The sequence below is a fragment of the Actinomadura sp. NPDC048032 genome, from assembly GCF_040653175.1.
Lineage (GTDB): Bacteria > Actinomycetota > Actinomycetes > Streptosporangiales > Streptosporangiaceae > Spirillospora > Spirillospora verrucosospora.
Window position 1 is genome coordinate 1 of the sequence record NZ_JBEZJP010000093.1, and the last position, 23,152, is coordinate 23,152.

Below are 23,152 nucleotides of genomic sequence, written 5' to 3' on the forward strand. Positions count from 1 at the left end.
GGAAGGTCGACAGGATCTCGTCGGCCATCGACTCCCGGGCCATGGAGCCCCAGCTCTCCCAGCGGGCGTCCTCTTCGCCGACCGTGGTCTCCTCGCCCTGCGCGGGCAGGACGCGCAGGTCCTTCGGCAGCGGGGTGAGCAGCGCGCCGATCGAGTTGAGCTGCTTGCGCAGGTCCTCGTAGACGCCGCCGACCGAGCCCGGACGGCCGCGGTGCAGGGTGTCGCCGGAGAACAGCAGGCCGAGCTGCTCGCTGATCACGCAGACGCTGCCGGGCGTGTGGCCCGGGGTGTGCACGATCTCCAGCTGCGCCTCGCCGATCTCGAAGACGCCGCCGTCCTCCAGCCAGATGTCGGGTTCGAGGGAGCGCAGCGCCTTGGCGTCGTCCTCGTCGTCCTCCTCCTTGGCGAGGCGGCCGAAGTAGTCGCGCCACAGCAGCCGGTCGGCGCGGTGCAGGGCGATCGGGGCCCAGTTGTCCTCGTCCTCCTCGCCGGCCGCGGCGACTTCGAGGACCACGCTGAGGCGGTGCTCGTTGCCGTCGGTCAGCAGGACGGCCATGACCTCGCGGTCACCGACCTCCTTGAGGATGGCCTCGGCGTCGTTGGCCGGGTCGATCACGATGACCTCGTCGTCGTCGCCGACGATGTAGGTGTTGTTCTCGACGTCGTACTCGGTGTCGTCCAGGGTGAGCTTCCCCGACGTCACCACCTGTTCGATGCGCGCGTCCACGCTTCGCACCCTACCGCGATTCGCCGCCCCGGTCGGGCAGACGGAGATCGCCGCCGGTGGCGGCCGCGCGGAGCGTGTCGAAGGCGTCCGGCGCGGTGGTCTCGACGCCGATCCGGTCGCCGGTGAACGCGCCGTGGTCGTCGCTGGAGCCGGTCACGGCGAGGCCGAGCGCGGCGGCCAGGTCGCGCAGGCGGGCGCGGTCCTCGGGGGCGTGGTCGGGGTGGTCGGTCTCGACCCCGGCGAGCCCGGCGGCGGCGAGCCGCTCGATCACCTCGTCGCCGAACACGTAGCCGCGGCGGCGCGCGCGGGGGTGGGCCAGGACGCACACTCCCCCGGCCGCGCGGACGAGCTCGATCGCCCGCTCCGCGTCGAGCGCGTACCGCTCGACGTAGGCGCGGCCGCCCTGCGCGATCCACCGGGGCGTGAACGCCTCGTCCGCGGTCTCGATCACGCCGGCCTCCACCATGGCGCGCGCGATGTGCGGGCGGCCGACCGCCTCGCCCGTGGCCAGCGCGCGGACCGTGTCCCAGCCGACCTCGGCGCCGAGCTCGTTCAGCCGCTCCACCATGCCGCGCGCCCTGACCACCCGGTCGTCGCGGATCCGGGCCAGCTCGGCGGCCAGCACCGGCTCGGCCGGGTCGAACAGGTAGCCGAGCAGGTGCAGGCTCCGGTCGTCTTCCTTGCACGACAGCTCGATGCCGGGGACCAGCGCCAGGCCGTCCGGGAGGGACGCGGCGGCCTCGTCCCAGCCGGCGACGGTGTCGTGGTCGGTGAGCGCGACGACGTCGACGCCGTTCTCGCGCGCCCGCCGGACGACCTCCGCCGGGGGGCGGGTCCCGTCGGACGCGTCGCTGTGGCAGTGCAGATCGATCCGCATAGGCCCTTCATACCAGCCGCTCAGCCGTCGAGGCGGGGGCTGTAGGCGCCGTAGGGGAGGTCGAGTTCCATGCCCGGCTCGCGGAGGTCGAGCAGGGTGAGGCGCTCCACCATGAGCACCCCGGCGTCGGCGGGCCACAGCACCGCCCACAGCCAGTTCCCCATCGCCTCGCCGACGTAGGCGGCGCGGTCGGGGCGGTCGCCGACCGCCCACAGCGGCACCGTCTGCCCAGTGGTCGCGGCGGGGCCGCCGATGTCCAGTTTCACGTGGGGCGGGCCGCCGTTGAAGGCGGTGCCGGGGTCGGGGCCCGCGAGCCCCGCGAAGTGGGCGCCGAGGCCGATGCCCGGTTCCTCGGCGATCAGGACCATGTCGGCGGGGCCGTGCAGCAGCCCCGGACCGGACACCGCGACGGCGGTCGCGCGGGCGCCCGAGCGCTCGTCCCCGACGGAGGCGAAGCCCGTGACGAGCCACGCCGCCGGAAGCGGCCACGGCGTCCAGACCGGGACCCTCGCGTCCCGCAGGACGACGGCCAGCCCCTCGGCGCCGGGGCGATGGGACGGCTGCCTCGGCAGTACGGCGCCGTGCACGCCGCAGCTCCAGTAGCTGGACCAGAAGCCCGGCGCGGTCAGCGGGCCCGCGCAGCGCGGGCAGGTGGGCTCCGCCCTCATGAGTAACCACCCTGCGCGGCCACGTCCCGCCTCGTCAAGGGGCTGCCGGGTCGCCGCCCTGGAAAGTGGCGACAAAATGGGGTCATGCGAGTGCGCTGCGTGGGCGGGGTCGTCCGGGACGGTGAGGGACGGCTCCTGCTGGTCAGGCGCGGCCACCCGCCGGGAGAGGGCCTGTGGTCGATCCCGGGCGGGCGGGTCGAGCCCGGCGAGGACGACGCGGCGGCGGTCGCCCGCGAGCTGAGGGAGGAGACCGGTCTGGACGTCCTCGTCGGCGCCCTGGCCGGGACGGTGGAGCGCCCCGGCCCCGGCGGCGTCGTCTACGAGATCCACGACTACACGGCCACCGTGGCCGGCGGGACGCTCCGCGCGGGCGACGACGCGTCCGACGTCCGCTGGGTGGCCCGGGGCGAGCTGGGCGCCCTTCCGATGACGCCCGGCCTGCTCGACGCCCTCGCCGAGTGGGGGGTTCTATGAGGCGTGCGCGGGCGCCGTGGCCGCGGTCAACGGGGCCTCGCCGTCCCCGGGGCCGGCCGTGACCCGCTGGACCCGCATCCGCCGCGCCACCCACGTGACGGCGGCCGCGTAGAGCAGCATCGGGACGATGTCCGCCGCCACGAGCTGCCAGGGGACGGAGCCCTGCTCGATGTCGAGCTGACCGATCGCCGCGGGTCCGAGGAACGCCATCAGGTTGTTGAGCACGTGCAGGGCGATACCGGCCTCCAGCCCGCCCGTCCGCACCGTGAGCCACGCCGCGACCGCGCCGAACGCGAAGATGTCGAGGATTCCCCAGCCCGTGTAGCCGTGCCCGGCCGTGAACAGGGCCGAGCCCACGACGATCCCCGGCCACGGCGTGCGGAACACCACGCTGAAGGCACGGCCGACGCGGCTCCTCGCGTTCTCCAGGGTGCACGCGCCCACGGCCTGGAGCATCCAGCCGCGGAAGGCGTACTCCTCCGCCGCCGACTGGAACGGCACCAGCAGGATGATGACGATGGCGGGGGCGATGAACCGCCCCCATCCGACCCAGTGCTCGTCGCCGCCCGACTGGTCGTCGATCGCGGCGGAGGCGACGATGGACGTCCCGTAGGACACGGCGCAGAACAGGATCGCCAGGCCCGAGCAGGCGAGGAGCCAGCGCCGGCGCAGCCGCCCCGCGACCGAGGAGAGCGTGCCCGGGCGCCGCCGCTGGACGAGCCATGCCGCGCCCAGCGTGACCGGCAGGAACAGCGCCAGCGACCCGAGGTTGTACGCCAGGTCGGCCGTCTGGTCGCCGAAGATCGCGTCGGTGTCCGTCCCCGAGGTGTCGGGGGTCTCGCCCGTGACCACCACCTGGACGATGACGCCCACGATCAGCAGTCCGATGGCCAGGGCCATCCCGAGGGCCGCGATCCCGAAGGTCCCCGCGAGCGGGCGCCACCACCGGTGCGCCTCGTTGCGCGCCAGGCGGTGGAACGGGGCCGCCTTGGGCGTCTCCACCGTCCACGGCCGCTTCGCCGCGTGGATCCCGTATCCGGGAGCGTAGGGGCCGAGGTGGTCCGCGCCCGGTGGCTGCGCCGGCGCCCCGTCCCAGTACGGCGTGCCGGGCGCGTACCCCTGAACCTGGGGCCGGCCGGGGCCGTAGGGCTGCCCTGCGGCAGGGGGCTGTGCCGGGTTCGGCGGCCAGGCGGCGGGCGGCGGCCGCACGCCCTCCGGCACCGGCTCGGGACCGGACGGCTGCGGGTTCCGCCGGGGCTCGCGTCCCAGATCGGGGTCGAGGGGCGCCCAGCCGTCGCCGTCCCCTGGTCCTGCCACGTGTGACGCCTCCCGGTAGATCTCGTGTACGTGGGACGAATCGTACGGGCCCCTCAGTTCCCGGACGGATCGAAGCGCTTCGTCCGGGCCATCCCCGCGGCGCGGCCCTTGGCGGCGACGACGAGCGCCATCTTGCGGGACGCCTCGTCGATCATCTCGTCGCCGAGGCGGGCGGCGCCGCGGCCCTCGCGGAGCGAGTGCTCGTAGGCGTCGAGGATCAGCTCGGCGTGGTCGTAGTCGTCCTGCGACGGGGAGAACACGGCGTTGCCCGCCTCGATCTGGGACGGGTGCAGCACCCACTTGCCGTCGAAGCCGAGGGCGGCGGAGCGCTCGGCGACGCGGGTGAAGGCCTCCACGTCGCGGACGTTGAAGTAGGGGCCGTCGATCGCCTGGAGGTCGTGGGCGCGCGCGGCCATCAGGATCCGCATGAGGATGTAGTGGTAGGCGTCGCCCTCGGTGTAGCCGGGCGGCTGCTCGCCGACGACGAGCGTCTTCATGTTGATCGACGCCATGAGGTCGCCGGGGCCGAGGACGAGGGCCTCCAGCCGGGGCGAGGACGCGGCGATCGCGTCGACGTTGACCATGCCGCGGGCGTCCTCGATCTGCGCCTCGATGCCGATCCGGCCGACGGGCAGGCCCGTCGCCCGCTCGATCTGGGTGAGCAGCCGGTCGAGCCACTGGACGTGGGAGGCGTCCGGCACCTTCGGCAGCATGACCGCGTCGAGGTTGGCCCCGGCGCCCTCGACGACCTCGATCACGTCCCGGTAGGCCCAGTGGGTGTCGAGGTCGTTGACGCGCACCACCCGCGTCCGGCCCGTCCAGTCGCCGTCGTTGAGCGCGGCGACCACGGTCGCGCGGGCGCCCTCCTTGGCCGACGGCGCGACGGCGTCCTCCAGGTCGAGGAAGATCTCGTCGGCGGGCAGCCCCTGCGCCTTCTCGATGAAGCGGGGATTGCTGCCCGGGACCGCGAGGGTGGTACGTCGTGAGCGCATGGCCCCGGATGCTATCCAGGGGTGTGAGACCCTCGGGGCATGGGTCTGAACAGGGCACTGCTGGAGGAGGCGGCCAAGAAGTCGGGGCTGCTGTGGCTGGACCTGCCCGGCCTGCCCCAGCCGCGCGCCGCCTGGCACGTGTGGCACGACGGGTCGGCGTACGTGCTGACCGGCGGGGAGGGCGAGCAGCCGCTGCCGGGCCTGCCGGAGGCCGCGCAGGTGACGGTGATCCTGCGCAGCAAGGACAAGGGCGGGCGGCTCCTGACGTTCGTCGCCGACGCCGAGCAGGTCGAGCCCGGTTCACCGCTGTGGGACGAGGTCGCGCCCGTCCTCGCCAAGGAGCGCCTGAACGCCCTGACCCACGAGGGCCAGGTGGAGGCGTGGGCCGAGGAGTCGTGGATCGTCCGGCTCACCCCGGCCGAGGAGGTCGTCGAGGCGGGCGGGGAGTACGCGACCGTCCGGCCGGTGCCGACGCCCGCGACGACCGCCGGAACGCCGCCGCGCCTGTACGGCCGCAAACGCCGGCGCGCCGACCGCTAGCCGCCGCGCGAGCCCCACGGCCGGCCCTCACATCGGCAGGCGGCGCCCTTCCGCGAGGGCGCGCAGCTTGTCGGGGTTGGCCACCAGGTGGATGGCCTTGACCCGGCCGTCCGCGCCGACGTCGGCGGTGACGGCGCTGATCGGCCCGTCCGGGCCGTCCACGATGACCGCCGGGCCGCCGTTGAGCTCCACGGGCCGGATGCGCATGTCCGCCGGGTCGACGCCCTGGTAGGGCTGCCCGCCGATGGCGACGAAGAAGCGGGCCACCTTCTCCGCGCCGATGATCGCCCGGAGGGGCGCCCGGACCTTGCCGCCGCCGTCGGACCACAGCGCGACGTCGGGCGCGAGGACCTCCATGAGCCGGTTGACGTCGCCGCCGAGCACCGCCTCGAAGAACCGCTCGGTGGCGGCGCGCCGCTCGGCGCCGCGGGCCTCGAAGCGGGGGCGCCGCGCCTCCACGTGCTTGCGGGCGCGGGTGCCGAGCTGGCGGACCGACGCCTCGGACCGGTCCAGCGTCTTGGCGATCTCGGCGAACGGGTAGCCGAAGACCTCCTTCAGCACGAACACGGCGCGTTCGAGGGGGCTCAGCGTCTCCAGGACGACGAGCATGGCCATCGACACCGACTCCGACATCTCGGCGTCCTCGGCGACGTCCGGGGTGGTCAGCATCGGCTCGGGCAGCCACGGCCCGACGTAGGTCTCGCGCCGGGCCCGCGCGGAGCGCAGCCGGTCCAGCGCGACGTTGGTGGTGATCCGCACGAGGTAGGCCTTGGGGTCGGCCACGCCGGAGCGGTCGCCCGCCGACCAGCGCAGCCAGGCGTCCTGGACGGCGTCCTCGGCGTCGGCCGCCGTGCCGAGCATCCGGTAGGCCACCGCGAACAGCAGGTTGCGGTACTGCTCGAACGGCTCTGCGAAGGCGTCGCTCACGGTCCCCCACCCTTTCACGTCCCTTTCGCCCCCCAGACGGGGGGTGACGGCCGGATGTGACATACCCGTCCGGATCAGTCGGGAGATCACGGGTAGTGTCCAGGCCATGAGCGGACCTCCGTCGCGGGTGTTCATCGCCCGCCTCGCGGGCGTCGCGGTGTTCGACCCGGCCGGGGACCAGGTCGGCCGGGTCCGCGACGTCGTGGTCGCGCTGCGCCTCGCGCCGCGCCCGCCGCGGGCGCTCGGGCTGGTGGTGGAGGTCGCCTCGCGCCGCGCGGTGTTCCTGCCGATCACGCGGGTCACCGTGATCGAGGCGGACGCCGTCGTCTTCGACGGGCGGCTGAACATGCGCCGCTTCCAGAAGCGCGAGTCGGAGACGCTGGTGATCGCCGAGATGCTGGACCGGACCGTCCGGTTCCGCGACTCCGGCGAGGCCGCCTTCGTCGTGGACGTGGCGATGGAGCCGACCCGCACCCGCGACTGGCTCGTCACCAAGGTCGCCGTCCGCCGACGGACGGGGCGGGGCCTGCGCAAGCGGGGCGAGAGCATGGTCGTGAGCTGGGACGCCGTGGAGGGGTTCTCCGCCGTCGAGCACGGGCAGGGCGCCGCCGGGCTGATCGCCGCGTTCGAACGGATGAAGCCCGCCGACCTCGCCACGATCGTGCACGAGCTGCCGGAGAAGCGGCGCACCGAGGTCGCCGTCGCGCTGGACGACGAGCGGCTCGCCGACGTCCTGGAGGAGCTGCCCGAGGACGACCAGATCGAGATCCTCGGCAAGCTCGGCGTGGACCGCGCCGCCGACGTCCTGGAGGCGATGGGCCCCGACGACGCCGCCGACCTGCTCGGCGACCTGCCGACCGAGCAGCGCGAGCAGCTCCTGACGCTGATGGAGCCGCGCGACGCGGCCCCCGTCCGGCGGCTGCTCACCTACCCCGACCAGTCCGCGGGCGGCCTGATGACGACCGATCCGGTCATCGTCCCGCCGGACGCCACGGTCGCCGAGGCGCTCGCGCTGATCCGCCGTCCCGACCTGAACCCGGCCCTCGCCGCCCAGGTGTACGTGTGCCGGGCCCCGACCGCGACGCCGACCGGCCGCTACCTCGGCACGGTGCACTTCCAGAAGCTGCTGCGCGAGCCGCCGCCGACGCTGGTCAGCGGGATCGTCGACACCGAGCTCGACCCGCTGCGCCCCACCATGTCGCTGGAGGCCGTCGCGATGTTCCTGGCCACCTACAACCTGGTCGCGGGCGCGGTCGTGGACGAGAACGGGCACCTGCTGGGCTCGGTGACGATCGACGACGTCCTCGACCATCTGCTGCCCGAGGACTGGCGGGAGGCCGCGATGGAGGCGACCGCCGAGGAGACCGCCGATCCCGAGGAAGAGGCTCTCCGGGGGACGACATGACGACGACACGCCAGATGGCCTCGCGCCTGGACCAGCCGAGGGAGCTCCGCCGGACGCTGCTGCCGCGCCCCTCCTACGATCCCGAGTCGTTCGGGCGGCTGTCGGAGCGGATCGCGCGGTTCCTGGGGACGGCCCGGTTCCTCGTGTACATGACGGTGTTCGTCACCGTGTGGATCGGGTGGAACCTCCTCGTGCCGTCGTGGTTGAGGTGGGATCCGTACCCCTTCATCTTCCTGACGCTGATCCTGTCGCTCCAGGCGTCCTACGCGGCGCCGCTGATCCTGCTCGCCCAGAACAGGCAGGACGACCGGGACCGCGTCCAGTACGAGCAGGACCGGTCGCGCAACGAGCGCAGCATCGCCGACACCGAGTACCTCACGCGCGAGATCGCGGGGCTGCGGGTCGCGATGAGCGAGGTCGCCACCCGCGACTTCCTGCGCTCGGAGCTCCAGCAGATGCTCAGGGAGATGGACGCCAAGAAGCCCGTCCCCTAGGCCCCCTCGTCGGCGAGCCTGTCGAGGAGGTGGCCGAGGGCGCGCAGGTCGGGCTCGTCCAGCCGGCTCAGGATGTGGTCGCGGACGCCCTGCCGGTAGGTGGGCGCGGCCTCGGCGAGCCGGGCCCGGCCCTCGGCGGTCAGGACGGCGAACAGGCCGCGCGCGTCGCTCGGGCAGGACTGCCTGGCCACCAGCCCGTCCCGCTGGAGCCGGTCGACCAGCCGCGTCAGGCCGCTGCGCGACAGCAGCACGCGGTCGGCGAGGTCGTTCATCCGCAGCCGCCCGTCCGGCGCCTCGCCGAGGTGCACGAGGACCTCGTAGGCCCCGAGCGCGAGGTCGTGGCGGGCCGTCAGGTCGGCCTGCAGCCGGCGGGAGATCTGCGCCTGGGCGCGCAGCATGGTCCGCCACACGATCAGCTCGGCGGCGGCCGAGGCGAGGTCGGTGGTCACGGACCGATGGTAGGACGGGCGTGCCGTCCGCGCGACGGACGCGCAGGCCGGGTGCACGCCGCGTGTGAGGACCGACACCCTGATTAGCAGGTTGGCGCGTCGGGTTCATACCATGGACGCATGGCCTCCCTTCTGACGAACGAGCGGGTGAACGCGGCTCTCGCCACGGTGCTCGATCCCGAGATCCGCAAGCCCATCACCGAGCTCGACATGGTCAAGAGCATCGACATCGACGCGGACGGCGCCGTCCGCGTCGGCGTCTACCTGACCGTGGCCGGGTGTCCGATGAAGGACACCATCACCAGGAACGTCACGGAGGCCGTGTCCAAGCTCGACGGCGTGTCCTCGGTGGTCGTCGACCTCGACGTGATGAGCGAGGAGCAGCGCAAGGACCTGCAGACCAAGCTGCGCGGCGGGCAGCCCGCCAAGGAGATCCCGTTCGCCCGGCCGAACTCGCTGACCAAGGTGTACGCGGTGGCGAGCGGCAAGGGCGGCGTCGGCAAGTCGTCGGTGACGGTGAACCTCGCCGCCGCGCTGGCCGCGCAGGGCCGCAAGGTCGGCGTCGTGGACGCCGACATCTACGGCCACTCGGTGCCGCGGATGCTGGGCGTGGACGCCCCGCCCACCAAGGTCGAAGACATGATCATGCCGCCGACCGCGCACGACGTGAAGGTGATCTCCGTCGGCATGTTCACCGCCGGGAACCAGCCGGTCGTGTGGCGGGGGCCGATGCTCCACCGCGCGCTCCAGCAGTTCCTCGCGGACGTGTACTGGGGCGACCTCGACATCCTGCTGATGGACCTGCCGCCCGGCACCGGCGACATCGCGATCTCCGTCGCGCAGCTGCTGCCGTCCGCGGAGATCCTCGTCGTCACCACCCCGCAGCAGGCCGCCGCCGAGGTGGCCGAGCGGGCGGGCGCGATCGCCGCGCAGACCCACCAGCAGGTCGTCGGTGTGATCGAGAACATGTCCTACCTGTCGTGCCCGCACTGCGGTGAGCAGCAGCACATCTTCGGCGAGGGCGGCGGCCAGACGGTCGCGGACGCGCTGACGAAGACGCTCGGGACCCGCGTCCCCATGCTCGGCCAGGTGCAGATCGACCCGCGCCTGCGCGAGGGCGGCGACAACGGCGTCCCGCTGGTGCTCTCCGACCCCGACGCCGGGGCGGCCAAGGAGCTGCGCACGATCGCCGACAAGCTCGCCGGCCGCAGCCGCGGCCTCGCCGGCATGGCCCTCGGCATCAGCCCCAAGGGCCGCTGACCACCGCCCGCCCGGGGCCTCCCCGGGCGGGCGCACGCCGCCGGGCCGGGCCCGGGCGGACGCCGCGGCCCCGGGGGGCGGCGCCTCGCGGGATCAGGTCGCCTCGGTGTCGAAGGGCGGCTTCTCGCTCGGGTCGAGGCTCGCGGTCGCCGTCGCGTACGAGGGCTCGTCGTCGAAGACGCTCGTGTCGTTCTTCAGGTACGTGTCGTCGTCCTCGAACAGGTGCTTGCGGACGAACGTCTTCGGGTTGAGGTCGTTGAGGTCGAAATCCTTGAACTCGGGGCCGAGGCCCTCCTGAAGGTCGGCCTTGGCGCTGTTGGCCATCTCGCGGAACTGCCGCAGCATCCGGCCGGCCTGCCCGGCGACCTGCGGCAGCTTGTCGCCGAAGATGACCAGGGCGAGGACGACGAGCACCGCCATCTCACCGAGTCCGACGTCGAACAACCCGTCCTCCACACACACGGCAGGCCGCGGCGCGACCGCCTGCACACGACCCGAAGGGGACCGGCCCAGAGACGGGCCGGTCCCCCCAGCGTATCCCCAGCCCGGATGAACCGGACTTGAACATCGGTGCCCTAGTCGGAGGCCAGGGTCACCTGCGCGGTGGCCTCCTTGCCGCCCCGCTGGTAGGTGAGGGTGACGCGGTCGCCCGGCGCCCGGCTGCGGATCTGCGCGATCAGGTCGGTGGCGTCCTCGATCGGCTTGTCGTCGACCTTGGTGATCACGTCGCCGGGCTTGAGGCCCGCCTTGTCCGCCGGGCCGCCCTTGGTCACCGGGTCCTGCCCGTTGACCGGCTGCTGCATGATCCGGGCGCCGCCCTCCTGGTAGCGGGGGTCGGGCAGCACGCCGAGCTTGGCCTGCTTGACGACGCCCGTCCGGATGATCTCCTCGGCGATCCGCTTGCCCTGGTTGATCGGGATCGCGAAGCCGAGGCCGATGCTGCCGCTCTGCTGCTCGCCGCCGAGGGACTGGCCGCCGAGCGTCGCGATCGCGGTGTTGATGCCGATCACGCGGCCCTTCGCGTCCACCAGCGGCCCGCCCGAGTTGCCCGGGTTGATCGCGGCGTCGGTCTGGATGGCGTTCAGGTAGGACGCGTCGCCGCCGCCCCCCTCGCCCCGCGTGGGCACGGCCCGGTTCAGCGAGCTGACGATGCCGGTGGTGACCGAGCCCTGCAGGCCGAGCGGCGAGCCGATCGCGATCACCGGGTCGCCGACGGCGATGGCGCTGGAGTCGCCGACCGGCAGCGGGGGCAGCGAGTGCTGGCCCTCGGGCTTGAGCACCGCGACGTCCGAGCTCGGGTCGGCGCCCTTGATCGTGGCGGGCAGCGTCTTCTTGTCGTTGAAGACGATCTGGATCTGGCCGCCCCCGCCGCCTCCGCCGGAGGCGACGTGGTTGTTGGTGATGACGTAGCCGCCGTTGACGATGAAGCCGGTGCCGCCGATCTCTCCCTGCGACGACTGCACGCGGATCATCACGACGCTCGGCAGCACCCGCTGCGCGACGCCCGCGACCGAGTCCGGCGGACGGTTCTGCACCTTGGTGTCGTTGCTGTCGCTGCCGCCGAGGCTCACCGAGCCGGGGTCGTCGGACCCGCCGGTGGCGATCACGCCGATCCCGGCGCCGACGGCCCCGGCCACCAGCGCGACGATCAGCGCGACGACGGCGAGGAGCCCGAGGCCCGGCCCGCCGCGCGACGACGACGGGGGCGCGGGGACGGGAGCCCAGTTGGGCCCGGTGCCGCCGGGCGGCATCCCGTACCCCGCCATCGGGCGGGGGCCCGGGCCGCCGGGCGGCGGCGGGCCGGGCGGCGCGGGCGGCGGGCCCATCGGCGGGCGGCCGGGGGCGGGCGGCGGCGGACCCTGGTGGGACTGCTGCGGCCAGCCCCCGTACGGGCCGCCCTGCGCGGCCCTCGGGTCCTGGTTGTGCGGCACGAACCCGGGCCGCATCCGGTCGTCGGGCGCCTCCACGGGGGGCTTGTCGAGCGCGACGGGCGGCGGGGGCTGCGGCATGTCGCGCGGAGGGGCGTCCTGCAGCGGCACCTCCTGCGGCATGTCCGCGGCGGCCCCGGAGAGCACGTCCTCGCTGGTGTCGGGCGGGCCGCCGAGCGAGTCGGGGGGCGCGAACCCCCCGGCCACCAGACGGTCGCCCTCCTCGCCGGAGTCGCGCCCGTCGCCGCTCGCGGCGGCCTCGCCGCGGGCGGGTGCGGGCTCGGGGTCGTCGGCCTCGGGCTCGTCCGCCGGCTGCTCCCCGGGGATCCCCTGGTCGGTCACCGTCTCGGGAGGAGCCGCCGCCTCCTGCCGCTCAGGCTCCTGCCCGGGGGCGACGTCGTCGCCCTCCGACGGCGCCCTCACCGGGCCGCGGTTGTCTTCCGTCATCCCCATCTCTCCTACCGAGCATGGTCCTCGTTATCGGTGCACATGCTGCCCCGCGGGGCATGTGGCGAGCATAAGACTCGCCGCCAATACCCATAACTCGGGTCAATCGAACGGATTCGCCGCCGATGCCAGGCGCCGGGCGCCGCGGGAGAGGCGCGTCCGGAACGGCACGGAGCCGCGCGGCATGTTCAGCGCCACCGCCGTGGCCGTGCTCTGCGGAGCGTCCGTCACGACGGTGTAGACGTAGCCGTTCCCGCCGGACACCGCCCAGCGCCTCAGGGACTCGCGGCGGTACACCGTCCGGCCCCGGCGGACGGTCCGCTGCCACCCGGCCATGCCGCGCTCGTCGAGGGCGCCGCGCTGCACGAACACCGACACGGCGGCGAGGCCGTCGGAGTAGCTGAGGTGCAGGGCGCCGCCCCCGTGCTCGCGGCGGGCCTCGTAGAGGGCGAGCCGTCCCGGCAGCTCCTTCGGGACGGGCCAGCCGCGCCCGCGCAGCCCGGCGAGGCCGGCGCGGTCCAGCCGCTCGCCCCACGCGCCCGCGGTGCGGGCGCCGGCGGACTCCTCGGCGTCGCCCGCGGTGGCCCCCGGGAAGCGGGAGGGCCCGCCGAGGGGGCGGCCGAGCGGGGAGGGCTCGACGGGCGACGGGGTGAAACTGATCTCGGTGAAGCCGGTGGCGATCACGGGACGGCCGGTGGCGTCGATCAGCTCGCGGTGCAGCATCAGACCGGTGTCCCGGTCGATCCAGAAGCGCCCGGCGGGGCTGCCGTCGGCGCGGCGCGCCTCGACGACGCGGGCGGGACGGCCGCAGGCCGACCCGTCCGCGGCGCGCACCACCGCGTAGTTGCGGGTCAGCAGCGCGAGCGTCGCGGGCGTGAAGCCGGTGGTGTCCCCGGCGGAGGACTCCGGCCGGTACCCCTCGCCGCTCGGCCCGGACCGGTACCGGATGCCCGCGCCCGGCGTGTGCGACACGACGACGCGGGAGGTGGCGGCCCGGCCGCCGCCGCGGGTGGTGAGGAACCGCCGGCCCTCGTAGGGGACGCGGCGGGCGGCGTCGGCGGCGGCGCGCAGCAGCGCGAGGGCGCCCGGGTCGGTGCGGGCGCGGCGGGCGGAGGCGGGGTCGCCGGCGAGCGCCCCGGCCAGCGCGAGGGCGCCGGCGAGCCCGCCGGCCAGGACGGCGCCGCGCCGGCGCCGGCCCGGCGGAGCCGCCCGCCTCACGGGCTCGGGGAGACCTGGATCTGGTTGACCGGGTCGGTGAGCGGGTCGGTCATCGGCGCGTCGCCGGACGTGAGCGCGTGCTCGACCGCGAACCGGTCGAAGGCGGGCGTCACGGCGGGGCTGTCCTGGCGGCCGCCCGCCACGTAGGAGGCGGTGCCGAGGCCGAGGAACAGGGTGGCGGCGCCGACCACGAGGTAGCGGCGCCGGGGCTGGACGCGGATCGCGGCGGCGTGCCCGGCCGGGCGGTTGTCGCGCGGGCGGACGGCGTGCGGCGGCCTGACGGGACGGGCCGATGATCGAACCGGCCGGGAGGGGTGCCGGGGGTGCGAGCCCGCGTGCGGCACGGGAGACTTCGGCGACAGGCCGGGAACGGGTGCCTCAGGGGCCGCGGAAGCGCCGGGAAGACCGGACATTTCCGGCAGGGTGCGGAGCCGGCTCAGGAAGTCGGGGGACGGCAGGTCGTCGGTGCCGTCGGTCGCCGGCAGCTCCGAAAGGCCCCGCAGCCTCCCCTTGAGCCTGCGCAGCTGGTCGGCCTCCTCCCGGCAGCGGGCGCATCCCGCGAGATGGGCGTGGGCGCGCTCGCGCTCCTCGTCCCCCAGCTCACCGTCGACCAGCGCGGTCAGACGCTCCCCCAGACAACTCACGCCGCCTCCGTCGATTCCGTTCGGTCAGGCGCGCGGTCCCGCCCCGCGCGCGGTGCACAGCTTTACACGCCCTCCGGCAGCGGGCGGACGCCGCCCGCCGCGTGCACTCCCCCGGGCTCGCCCTCGAAGGCCGCGTCGGCGGCCTGGTAGTCGTTCCTGGTCCCGGGCCGGCGCCGGGTGGGCGCGCGGTGCTCCAGCGCCGAACGCAGCTGCGCCCGCCCCCGGTGGATGCGGCTGCGCACGGTGCCGAGCTTGACGCCGAGGGTCGCGGAGATCTCCTCGTAGGACAGGCCCTCGATGTCGCACAGCACGACGGCGGCGCGGTAGTCGGGGGCCAGCGCGTCGAGCGCGGCCTGGACGTCGGCGTCGAAGTTGCTGTCGTCGAACGCCTGCGCCGGGGTCGGCTCGCGGCCCTGGAGGCGTTCCGCGGCGTCGTCGGCGAGACCCTCGAAGCGGATGCGCTGGCGGCGCCGGGCCATGTCGAGGAACAGGTTCGTGGTGATCCGGTGCAGCCAGCCCTCGAACGTGCCCGGCGTGTAGTTCGACAGCGAGCGGAACACGCGGACGAAGACCTCCTGCGTGAGGTCCTCGGCGTCGTGCTGGTTGCCGGTCAGGCGGTAGGCCAGCCGGTAGACGCGGGCGGAGTGCTCACGGACGACCTCGTCCCAGGACGGCGGCGCCCATTCTGCCTCGGGTGCGTTCTCTCGGGTGCGAGCGGCGTTTCCCAGACCCTGCCTGGCGCCGACCCCCACAGCGCTTCTGAAACTGAGTGCTGCGACTCCCATGGTGCCGGGCTGTTCCTCTCTCGTGAGCCAAGGTCTCGCCTTGGAACGGCACGGTCTCGCCTGGGCTGGGGCGGTTCTGATACCGACTCGGTGCTTGCCTGTGTTGGTAACAACGCACTGAAACGCCAGTTGGTTCCCCTGCAGCGATATGGTCTTTCCAGCATGAGCCATGCGGGGGTCCCACGAGGAGGCAGCCATCGACGCCATTGAGGCCACCCGGGCCTATGTGGAGGATTTCCTCCCCGAGGACGAGCCGCTCCTGAACGCCAGGCGGCGCGGCCAGGAGGTCGGCGCGACGCCGATCGGCCCGGCCGGGGGCGCCGCGCTGCGCTTCGTCGCCACGCTGATCGGCGCGCGGACGGTGGTGGAGGTCGGTTCGGGCTGCGGCGTGTCCGGCGTCTACCTGATGCGCGGCATGCCGAAGGACGCGGTGCTGACCAGCGTCGACATCGAGCCCGAGCACCAGCGCCTGGCCAAGCAGGCCTACCGGGAGGCGGGCCTGTCCGGCTTCCGCACCCGGATGATCATCGGCCCGGCGCTGGAGGTGCTGCCGCGGCTCACCGACGGCGCCTACGACATGGTGTTCTGCGACGCGGCGAAGCGCGAGTACCCCGAGTACCTGGTGGACGCGCTCCGGCTGCTGCGGCCGGGCGGCGTCGTCGCGTTCGACAACGCGCTCTGGCACGACCGGGTCGCCGACCCCGACCGGCGCGACCCCGACACCGAGGCCATCCGCGAGGTGCACCGCATGATCCGTGAGGACGACCGGCTCGTCCCGCTGCTGATGCCGGTGGGCGACGGCCTGCTCTGCGCCGTCAGGCGTGACTGAGGACGTCGAGCGCGACCGGGCCGCCGGGGAGGCGTTCGCGGTCCGGGTGCGGATCACCTGGCGCGGGATGTGGCGGGTCGCCGCGTTCGTGATCCTCTTCCTGGCGTCGGCGGCCTTCGTCGCGGGCGGCGCGATGCGCGGCGCGGCCGTCGGCGGCGTCGCGGTCATGGTGCTGGGGGTGGCGGGGCTCGGCCTGTTCGGGGCGGGCCTGCTGGTGTCGGCCGGGGCGATGCTGTCGCGGCGGCCCGTCCTGGAGCTCGACGGCGGCGGGGTGCGGCGTCCCGCCCGCTGGCCGCTGCCGCGCCGGTCCGGGCGGACGCTGCCCTGGGACGACGTCGCGGCGATCGCGGCGCTGCGGCGCGGCGTCGGCGGCACCCGCCGCGGCGAGCAGGACTACCTGGTCTTCCTGCCGACCCCGGAGCTGGCGGAGATGGCGCGCACGTCCGAGCGGGCGCCGCTGGTGGCGCTGACGATGCGGGACGTGCCCGCCACGGCGGCGGCCGTCCCGTGGTGCTTCGCGGTCGAGCCGGGCTGGGACGCGACGCTTCCGGAGATCGTCAAGCAGGCCAGGCGGCGCCGCCGCGTCCCGGTGATCGACCGCCGGAGCAGGTGACCGGCGCCTGACCGCGAGGCCCGGTCAGGCCGTGAGCCAGTCCAGCAGGAGGCGGGCGCCGTAGCCGGTGGCGCCGCGGGTGATCTCGGCGTCCTCGGAGGTGGAGCGGCCGGGCCCGGCGATGTCGAGGTGCGCCCAGGGCCGCTCGCCCGCGAACTCGCGCAGGAACAGCGCCGCCGTGATCGAGCCTCCGCCGTAGCCGCCGCGCCCGATGTTGTTGACGTCGGCGACGTCGGAGTCGATCGCGGTGCGGTACTCCTCCACCAGCGGGAGCCGCCACACGGGCTCTCCGGCGGCCGCCCCGGCCCGGGTGAGCTCCTCGGCGAGGGCGTCGTCGCTCGCGAACAGGGCCGCGTGCTTCAGGCCGAGCGCGACCTTGGCCGCGCCGGTCAGCGTCGCGACGTCCACCACCGCGTCGGGGTCGAGCCGGGCGTCGGCGTAGGCGAGCGCGTCGGCGAGGACGAGCCGTCCCTCGGCGTCGGTGTTCAGCACCTCCGACGTCGTGCCGCCGTAGTGGGTGATCACGTCGCCGGGGCGCATCGCCGACCCGGACGGCATGTTCTCCGCCGCGGCGACCAGACCGGTGACGCGGGCGCGGACGCCGAGGGCCCGCAGCGCGCTCATCACGGCGATGACGGCGGCGCCGCCCGCCATGTCGGTCTTCATCGTCTTCATGCCCTCGTTGGGCTTCAGCGACAGGCCGCCGCTGTCGAACGTGATGCCCTTGCCGACGAGGACGACGTGGCGCGGGGAGGACCCGCCGGCGTCTCCCGGGTCGTAGGCGAGCTCGATCAGCCGGGGCGGGCGGGCCGAGCCGCCGCCGACGGCCAGCAGGCCGCCGAACCCCTCGTCCGCGAGCTCCTTCTCGCCCCGCACGCGGACGGTCAGGCCGGACTCGCCGGCGACGCGCTCCGCCTGGGCGGCGAGCCACGACGGGTCCTTCTCGCCGGACGGGGTGTTGGCGAGGTCGCGGGCGAGGGCGGTGGCCCGCGCCCGCGCGGTGCCGAGCTCGATCGCGGGGGCGTCGGACCCGGGCCCGGCCTCGGTCAGCACCGCGAGGGTGCCGAGCGCCTTCTTCGGCGGGGCGGCGCCGATCCTGAACTCGTAGGAGGCGAGCAGCGCGCCCTCGACGAAGGCGGCGAGGTCGCCGTCCGGGACGCCCGCGACGAGCGCCGTGCGCCCCCTGCCGCGGCGGGCCAGCGCGGCTCCGGCCCTGCGCAGGTCGGCCGGGGCGGCCTCGCCCACGCCGTAGAGGAGCAGTTCCCGTATCCGGTCGCCGACGCGGACCTGCGTGGCGACGATCTCACCGGGCTCGCCCTTGGCCTGGTGCAGCGCGAGCAGCTCGTCGAGCGTGAAGGGGAGGGAGGCCGCCACCTCCGCCGCCGGGGCGGCGGGGCCGGACCGGACGGGCACCGCCACCACCTCGGCCCCGAGGTCGACCGCGGTCTGCGACACGGTGCCGCCGGCGCCGTGGATGCGGGTCTCGATGGGCATGGCGGTGGTCCCCCTGGTCGAGCTGGATCGTCGCGCTGGATCGTCGCGCTGGATGGTCACGGAAATGGCAAGGGCCCCGGCGCCGACGCCGGGACCGTCACCAGAAGGCCGGGAACGCCGGGCCGTCAGCCCACGACGTCCTTGAGGGCCTCGCCGAGCTCCTTGGCCTCGTCGGCGGAGAGCTCGACCACGAGGCGGCCGCCGCCTTCGAGGGGGACCCGCATGACGATTCCGCGTCCCTCCTTGGTCACTTCGAGCGGACCGTCTCCCGTCCGCGGCTTCATCGCCGCCATGCGTGCATCCCCTTCCTAAGTAGGGCCGCGGCCTCGCACACCTCTGGCCGCGTGGCCGCGTGTCGCATCCGCGTCATCAGTAGTGGTCCATTATCTCGTCTTCCGGGCGCGAAGTGGTAACGATCAGCCTCCAGATCGGCAGCCGGGGCACGCGGACGCAGGTCGCGGACCGCTCCGGGCCTCCGGATCGGCGGGGGCCGCAGGGCCGCTCCGGCCGCCCGCGGACCGCCGCACCGGGCGGGACCGCCCTTGCCCAGGGCGCCGGTGTTCGTCGAAGGTGGCCTGGGAAGATCTACCGAGGACCGAGAGGACGACGATGTCTGAGACCGTGCTCTACGACGTGACCGACGCAGTGGGGACAATCACACTCAACCGCCCCGACGGGATGAACTCGCTGACCGTCGAGATGAAGGAGGCCCTGCGCGCGGCGGTGGTGCGGGCCGCCGCCGACCCGGCCGTCCGCGCGGTCGTCCTGACGGGCGCGGGGCGGGCGTTCTGCGCGGGCCAGGACCTGCGCGAGCACGGCGACAACCTCGCCGCGGGCCGGGGGCTGGACGACACCGTCCGCAAGCACTACAACCCGATCGTGCTGGCGATCGCGGGCATGCGCAAGCCGGTCGTGGCGGCGGTGAACGGCGTGGCGGCGGGCGCGGGCGCGTCGCTGGCGTTCGCGTGCGACCTGGTCGTCGCGTCCGACAGGGCCCGGTTCGCGACCGCGTTCACCGGGATCGGCCTCGCTCCCGACAGCGGCATGTCGTGGACGCTCCAGCGCCTCGTGGGCCGCGCCAAGGCCACCGAACTGCTGCTGCTGGGCGAGCCGGTGAAGGCCCAGGAGGCCCTGGAGCTGGGGCTGGTGACGCGGGTCGTCCCGGCCGACGAGCTGGCCCCGGCGTCGGTGGAGCTGGCGCGCCGCCTGGCGTCCGGTCCCACGGTCGCCTACGGCGCGGTCAAGGCGGCGCTCGACCACGCGGCGACCCACGACCTGGCGTCCGCGCTCGAACGCGAGGCGGAGCTCCAGGACGAGTGCGAGAGGACGAGCGACCACCACAACGCGACCGAGGCGTTCCTGAAGAAGCAGCAGCCCGTCTTCGAAGGCCGCTAGGTCCTCGGGCTCTCCCGGGGGCGGGGGTGGGGGCTTCCCCCGTAAGAAGTGGGGAGGCCGCGTCAATGTGGGCCGGGGGCGCCCGGCGGTTTGCTGGACGGCATGACGCAGACAGCCGCCGCATCCCTCGCCGGACAGGTCCACGACCATGTCGCCGTCGCCCGCGACGTCGTCAGGACCTACGGGGCGGGCGAGAACGAGGTGACCGCGCTCCGCGGCGTCTCGGCGGCCTTCCCCCGGGGCCGGTTCACCGCGATCATGGGGCCGTCCGGCTCGGGCAAGTCGACGTTCCTGCACTGCCTGGCCGGGCTCGACACCGTGACCTCCGGCTCGATCATGATCGGGGACGTGGACATCACCCGGCTGTCGCGGACCCGGCTGACCAAGCTGCGCCGCGACCGGCTCGGGTTCGTGTTCCAGTCGTTCAACCTGCTGCCGATGCTGACGGCGGAGGAGAACATCCGCCTGACCGGGCGCCTCGGGAACCGGCGCGCCGACCGGGAGTGGTTCGACACGATCGTGGACTCGCTCGGGCTCCGCGAGCGGCTGGCGCACCGGCCGAGCGAGCTGTCGGGCGGCCAGCAGCAGCGCGTCGCGGTCGCGCGGGCGCTGCTGACCCGGCCCGAGGTGCTGTTCGCCGACGAGCCCACCGGCAACCTCGACTCCCGGTCGGGGGCGGAGGTGCTGGGCTTCCTGCGCCGCGCGGTGGACGCCTACCGGCAGACGGTGATCATGGTGACGCACGATCCGGCGGCCGCCGCGCACGCCGACCGGGTGCTGTTCCTGGCCGACGGGATGATCGTGCACGAGCTTCCCGCGCCGACGGTCGACGGCGTCCACGCCGTGATGCGCCGGATGGAGGGCTGACGGTCATGTGGCTGATCGCGCGCCGCTCCTTCGCCGAAAGCTGGACGCGGCTGGCCGCCACGCTTCTGGCGGCGGTGTTCTCCATCGGGCTGATCGCGGGCTCCCTGCAGTTCACGATGCGGGCGCAGGAGGCGGTCTCGGGCAGCGACGCCAGCGAGTACTCCCGCGCGGACGTGCTCGTCCAGGGCGGCTCGGCCGACCCCGACGACCCCTACTCGCCGCCGGACGGCCGGGTCGCGCTCGCCGCCGTGGCGGGACGTCCCGGCGTGGCGGCGGTCGCGGGCGACGCGACGGTCCCGGTGACCGCGAGCGGCGCGGACGGCGAGCCGATCCTGCCGCCCGCGGGGGCGGGGACGTCGCTGCGGCCGTGGACCTCCGACGGCCGCCTCAACCCCTACCGCCTGGAGTCGGGCCGCGCGCCCGCCGCCGACGGCGAGGTCGCCGTCACCCGGCACATCGCCCGCGCGGGCGGGCTCGGCGTCGGCGGCACCCTGAAGGTGCTGCTGCCGAAGCAGAGCCGGGACATGAGGATCGTCGGCGTCGTCACCGTCCAGGGGCACAGCTCCGTCGCGAGCGGCGACCTGGTGCTGGCGCCCCCCGCCACCGTCGCCCAGGCGGCGGGCCTTCCGGCGGGGACGTGGCAGAGCGTCTGGGTCAAGGCGTCGGGCGGGCCGGCGTCGGGACTCCGCGCCGCCCTCGCCCGCGACCTCGGCAAGGACGTCACCGTCCGCACGGCGGCGCAGGTCCGGCGCGCCCAGTCGGCCGACCTGGAGGGCGCCGGCGCGTCGATCGGCGGCGCCATCGGCATGCTCTCGTCCGTCGCGGTGTTCGTGGGGCTGTTCGTCGTCGCCAACACGTTCGGCACGCTCGTCCGGCAGCGAACCAAGCGGCTCGCGCTGCTGAGCGCGATCGGCGCGACGCCCCGGCAGATCAGGCGGCTGATCCGGTTCGAGGCCCTCGCCCTCGGCGCCGTCGCCTCCGTCGGCGGCGTGGCGCTCGGCTACCCGGTGTCGGCCCTGCTCACGCACCTGTTCGCCGAGGACGGCTTCGACATCTCCGCCGCCGACGCGCAGTACGGCTGGATCGCGCTCGCGGTCCCCGCCGCGGCGGGGATCCTCGTCACGCAGCTCGCGGCCCGGCGCGCCGCGCGCCGCGCCGCGAAGATCTCCCCGATGCAGGCGCTGCGCGCCGCGAGCACCGAGACGGCGGGCCGCCGCTGGCCGCGCCTCCTCGGCGCGCTGGCGGTGTTCGCCTGCGCCTGGATCTTCTTCGGGGGCGTCTTCGGCATCCGCTACGAGGAGCCGCCCGGCCCCGAACGCACCGCCGGCACCAGCGTGATGACCCTCATGGGCTGCATGACGACCGTGGCGGCGCTCGCCGTCCTGGCCCCGTTCTTCGTCGGCCCCCTCGGCGGCCTCGTCGGCCGCGTCGGGACGGCCGTGAGCGGCGAGGCCGGGCGGCTCGCCCGCGCCACCATCACCCGCAGCCCGCGCCGCGTGTCGTCGGCGGCGTCCTCCCTCATGCTCGGCGTCGCGCTCGTCGCCTCGACGGCGCTGATCGTCCTGTCGGTGGGCGCGCGGTTCGACGAGGCCGGCCGGGAGGTGATGCGGGCCGACCACGCGATCACCGCGACCGGGATGACCTCGAACGGGCAGGCGCCCCTCCCCCGCGACGCCGCCCGGAAGGCCGCCGCCGTGCCCGGCGTGTCCGCCGCCGCGGCGCTCACGGCGTCGGAGGTCAAGCTCGTCTCTCCCCCGCCGCGGAGGCCGTCGCCCGAGGAGGCCCCGGAGCCCGTCTACCTCGCCGTCACGGGCGCCGACCAGAACGTCCTGCCGGCGGTGCTGAGGCTCGGCGGGCGCCTCCCGCGCCTCGGGGACGGCCAGATCGCCCTCACGTCCACGATCATGAAGGGCCAGAAGATCGAGAAGGGGCAGCGGATCGTGGTGCGGGGCGCCCGCGGCAGGGTCGCGCTCACCGTCGCCGCCGCCTACCACGACCCGTCCCACCTGTTCGCCGACCAAGCGCTGGTCTCGGAAGCCACGATGGACCGGCTCGACCCCACCGCGGCCGCGCAGGTCGTGCTCGTCAGCGGCGGCGCCGAGCGGGACCTGTCCCGCGCGTTCGCGGACGCGCCGGGCCTCAAGGTGGTGGACCGGGCCGGCTACGTGAAGGCGGCGTCCGACGCGATGACCAAGGGCATGAGCGTCATCTACGGGTTCATCGGCATGGCGCTCGTCCTCGCCCTGTTCGGGATGGCGACCACGGTGTCGATGAGCGTCGGCGAGCGGACCCGCGAGTTCGGCCTGCTCGGCGCCGTCGGCGCGACGGCGGCGCAGATCCGCTCGATCGTCCACTGGGAGGCCGCGACGGTCGTCCTGCTCGGCAGCCTCCTCGGCCTCGGCACGGCGCTCGGCACGGCGACCCTGCTGCACCTCGCCACGGGCAGCTCGTTCCTCACCCCGAACGCCCCCTGGTGGCTCTACGCCGCAGTGATCATCGGCGCCGCCGCCGTCACCTTCGCCGTCTCGGCCCTCCCGGCGAAAAGAGCAGTGGCCATCGCATCACCAATCCGCTGATCCGCCTTGATCGAACGCGCGCCCCTCAGCCGGCGATCACCCCAGGGTGCGCGATCGCGTGCGAAGCCGGTTTCGAGCCTGCGAGAAACTGATCGCGCAGCGAGCCGCTAGGCGAGGCGGAGCGATGCTAGCGATCGCAGCGTCCTCGCGGTCGGAGGGCCCCCGGGCCCTACGACCGCGGGGACGCCGAGTACGCACAACCCGGGAGGGGGTGGTCGACCCGGGC

24 protein-coding genes are annotated in these 23,152 nt (G+C 74.6%); 10 read left to right on the forward strand and 14 right to left on the reverse strand.

Annotated elements, in window-relative coordinates:
* The 3 genes from AB0C69_RS15290 to AB0C69_RS15300 all read right to left on the reverse strand — a co-directional run.
* Window positions 1-727, reverse strand: a 727-nt coding sequence (locus AB0C69_RS15290) for an MBL fold metallo-hydrolase (protein ID WP_360353828.1), incomplete at its 3' end; no start/stop codon positions are given.
* Between the two features lie 10 nt (window positions 728-737).
* A complete protein-coding gene (locus AB0C69_RS15295) occupies window positions 738-1,604 on the reverse strand; it encodes a PHP domain-containing protein (protein WP_360353830.1) in 867 nt (288 codons plus the stop codon).
* A gap of 20 nt (window positions 1,605-1,624) precedes the next feature.
* The gene (locus tag AB0C69_RS15300; protein ID WP_360353832.1) at window positions 1,625-2,272 is read right to left on the reverse strand and encodes a DUF6758 family protein; all 648 of its coding nucleotides are present in this window, start codon (window positions 2,270-2,272) and stop codon (window positions 1,625-1,627) included.
* Between the two features lie 84 nt (window positions 2,273-2,356).
* Between AB0C69_RS15300 and AB0C69_RS15305 the strand changes: the two genes are divergently transcribed.
* The gene (locus tag AB0C69_RS15305) at window positions 2,357-2,746 is read left to right on the forward strand and encodes an NUDIX domain-containing protein (RefSeq protein ID WP_360353834.1); all 390 of its coding nucleotides are present in this window, start codon (window positions 2,357-2,359) and stop codon (window positions 2,744-2,746) included.
* Here the strand turns inward: AB0C69_RS15305 and AB0C69_RS15310 are convergent.
* Window positions 2,741-4,063 carry a CPBP family intramembrane glutamic endopeptidase gene (locus AB0C69_RS15310; RefSeq protein ID WP_360353836.1) on the reverse strand — a complete coding sequence of 441 codons (1,323 nt, stop codon included), beginning with the start codon at window positions 4,061-4,063 and terminating at the stop codon, window positions 2,741-2,743. The genes AB0C69_RS15305 and AB0C69_RS15310 overlap by 6 nt on opposite strands.
* Window positions 4,064-4,116: 53 nt before the next feature.
* On the reverse strand, window positions 4,117-5,055 hold the full coding sequence (locus tag AB0C69_RS15315; RefSeq protein ID WP_360353838.1) for a CoA ester lyase: 939 nt from the start codon (window positions 5,053-5,055) through the stop codon (window positions 4,117-4,119).
* 39 nt (window positions 5,056-5,094) lie between these two features.
* Between AB0C69_RS15315 and AB0C69_RS15320 the strand changes: the two genes are divergently transcribed.
* A complete protein-coding gene (locus AB0C69_RS15320) occupies window positions 5,095-5,595 on the forward strand; it encodes a hypothetical protein (RefSeq protein ID WP_345186633.1) in 501 nt (166 codons plus the stop codon).
* 27 nt (window positions 5,596-5,622) lie between these two features.
* Here AB0C69_RS15320 and AB0C69_RS15325 read toward each other — a convergent pair whose 3' ends face one another.
* Window positions 5,623-6,522: an RNA polymerase sigma-70 factor gene (locus tag AB0C69_RS15325; RefSeq protein WP_360353840.1), complete on the reverse strand. Its 900-nt coding sequence runs from the start codon at window positions 6,520-6,522 to the stop codon at window positions 5,623-5,625.
* 106 nt (window positions 6,523-6,628) lie between these two features.
* On the opposite strand from AB0C69_RS15325, the gene AB0C69_RS15330 reads away from it, so the two are divergent.
* On the forward strand, window positions 6,629-7,927 hold the full coding sequence (locus tag AB0C69_RS15330; protein WP_345186629.1) for a CBS domain-containing protein: 1,299 nt from the start codon (window positions 6,629-6,631) through the stop codon (window positions 7,925-7,927).
* Window positions 7,924-8,421 carry a DUF1003 domain-containing protein gene (locus AB0C69_RS15335; protein ID WP_353834239.1) on the forward strand — a complete coding sequence of 166 codons (498 nt, stop codon included), beginning with the start codon at window positions 7,924-7,926 and terminating at the stop codon, window positions 8,419-8,421. The genes AB0C69_RS15330 and AB0C69_RS15335 overlap by 4 nt, the downstream gene beginning before the upstream one ends.
* Here the strand turns inward: AB0C69_RS15335 and AB0C69_RS15340 are convergent.
* Entirely contained in the window at window positions 8,418-8,870 is a 453-nt protein-coding gene (locus AB0C69_RS15340) for a MarR family transcriptional regulator (protein WP_353834238.1), read from the reverse strand. The genes AB0C69_RS15335 and AB0C69_RS15340 overlap by 4 nt on opposite strands.
* Before the next feature lie 120 nt (window positions 8,871-8,990).
* On the opposite strand from AB0C69_RS15340, the gene AB0C69_RS15345 reads away from it, so the two are divergent.
* On the forward strand, window positions 8,991-10,130 hold the full coding sequence (locus AB0C69_RS15345; RefSeq protein WP_345186622.1) for an Mrp/NBP35 family ATP-binding protein: 1,140 nt from the start codon (window positions 8,991-8,993) through the stop codon (window positions 10,128-10,130).
* Window positions 10,131-10,223: 93 nt separating this feature from the next.
* On the opposite strand, the gene AB0C69_RS15350 is transcribed toward AB0C69_RS15345, so the two are convergent.
* From AB0C69_RS15350 to sigE, 5 genes are all read right to left on the reverse strand, one after another.
* Window positions 10,224-10,574 (reverse strand): sec-independent translocase, encoded by a 351-nt coding sequence (locus tag AB0C69_RS15350; RefSeq protein ID WP_360353844.1) that lies wholly within the window; start codon window positions 10,572-10,574, stop codon window positions 10,224-10,226.
* 131 nt (window positions 10,575-10,705) lie between these two features.
* Window positions 10,706-12,505, reverse strand: coding sequence for a trypsin-like peptidase domain-containing protein (locus AB0C69_RS15355; RefSeq protein WP_353835936.1), 1,800 nt, complete (start codon window positions 12,503-12,505; stop codon window positions 10,706-10,708).
* A gap of 102 nt (window positions 12,506-12,607) precedes the next feature.
* Window positions 12,608-13,723, reverse strand: a complete 1,116-nt coding sequence (locus AB0C69_RS15360) for a MucB/RseB C-terminal domain-containing protein (RefSeq protein WP_360353847.1) — start codon at window positions 13,721-13,723, stop codon at window positions 12,608-12,610.
* Window positions 13,720-14,367: a zf-HC2 domain-containing protein gene (locus AB0C69_RS15365; RefSeq protein WP_360353849.1), complete on the reverse strand. Its 648-nt coding sequence runs from the start codon at window positions 14,365-14,367 to the stop codon at window positions 13,720-13,722. Before AB0C69_RS15365 ends, AB0C69_RS15360 begins: the two co-directional genes overlap by 4 nt.
* Before the next feature lie 62 nt (window positions 14,368-14,429).
* Window positions 14,430-15,152, reverse strand: coding sequence for an RNA polymerase sigma factor SigE (sigE, locus tag AB0C69_RS15370; RefSeq protein WP_345180033.1), 723 nt, complete (start codon window positions 15,150-15,152; stop codon window positions 14,430-14,432).
* Window positions 15,153-15,321: 169 nt separating this feature from the next.
* Here sigE and AB0C69_RS15375 point away from each other — a divergent pair, with 169 nt between their 5' ends.
* Window positions 15,322-15,981, forward strand: a complete 660-nt coding sequence (locus AB0C69_RS15375) for an O-methyltransferase (protein ID WP_345180031.1) — start codon at window positions 15,322-15,324, stop codon at window positions 15,979-15,981.
* Window positions 15,974-16,594, forward strand: a complete 621-nt coding sequence (locus AB0C69_RS15380) for a hypothetical protein (protein ID WP_345180030.1) — start codon at window positions 15,974-15,976, stop codon at window positions 16,592-16,594. Before AB0C69_RS15375 ends, AB0C69_RS15380 begins: the two co-directional genes overlap by 8 nt.
* A 24-nt stretch (window positions 16,595-16,618) precedes the next feature.
* Here the strand turns inward: AB0C69_RS15380 and AB0C69_RS15385 are convergent, their stop codons facing one another.
* Window positions 16,619-18,088, reverse strand: coding sequence for a leucyl aminopeptidase (locus tag AB0C69_RS15385; RefSeq protein WP_353835349.1), 1,470 nt, complete (start codon window positions 18,086-18,088; stop codon window positions 16,619-16,621).
* 125 nt (window positions 18,089-18,213) lie between these two features.
* Window positions 18,214-18,381 (reverse strand): DUF3117 domain-containing protein, encoded by a 168-nt coding sequence (locus tag AB0C69_RS15390; RefSeq protein WP_083980698.1) that lies wholly within the window; start codon window positions 18,379-18,381, stop codon window positions 18,214-18,216.
* Window positions 18,382-18,697: 316 nt separating this feature from the next.
* Between AB0C69_RS15390 and AB0C69_RS15395 the strand changes: the two genes are divergently transcribed.
* The 3 genes from AB0C69_RS15395 to AB0C69_RS15405 all read left to right on the forward strand — a co-directional run bounded on the left by AB0C69_RS15395 (window position 18,698) and on the right by AB0C69_RS15405 (window position 22,926).
* Entirely contained in the window at window positions 18,698-19,483 is a 786-nt protein-coding gene (locus AB0C69_RS15395; protein ID WP_360353853.1) for an enoyl-CoA hydratase-related protein, read from the forward strand.
* Window positions 19,484-19,585: 102 nt separating this feature from the next.
* A complete protein-coding gene (locus AB0C69_RS15400; protein ID WP_360353855.1) occupies window positions 19,586-20,350 on the forward strand; it encodes an ABC transporter ATP-binding protein in 765 nt (254 codons plus the stop codon).
* 5 nt (window positions 20,351-20,355) lie between these two features.
* Window positions 20,356-22,926, forward strand: coding sequence for an FtsX-like permease family protein (locus AB0C69_RS15405; protein ID WP_360353857.1), 2,571 nt, complete (start codon window positions 20,356-20,358; stop codon window positions 22,924-22,926).
* Window positions 22,927-23,152: the final 226 nt, after the last annotated feature.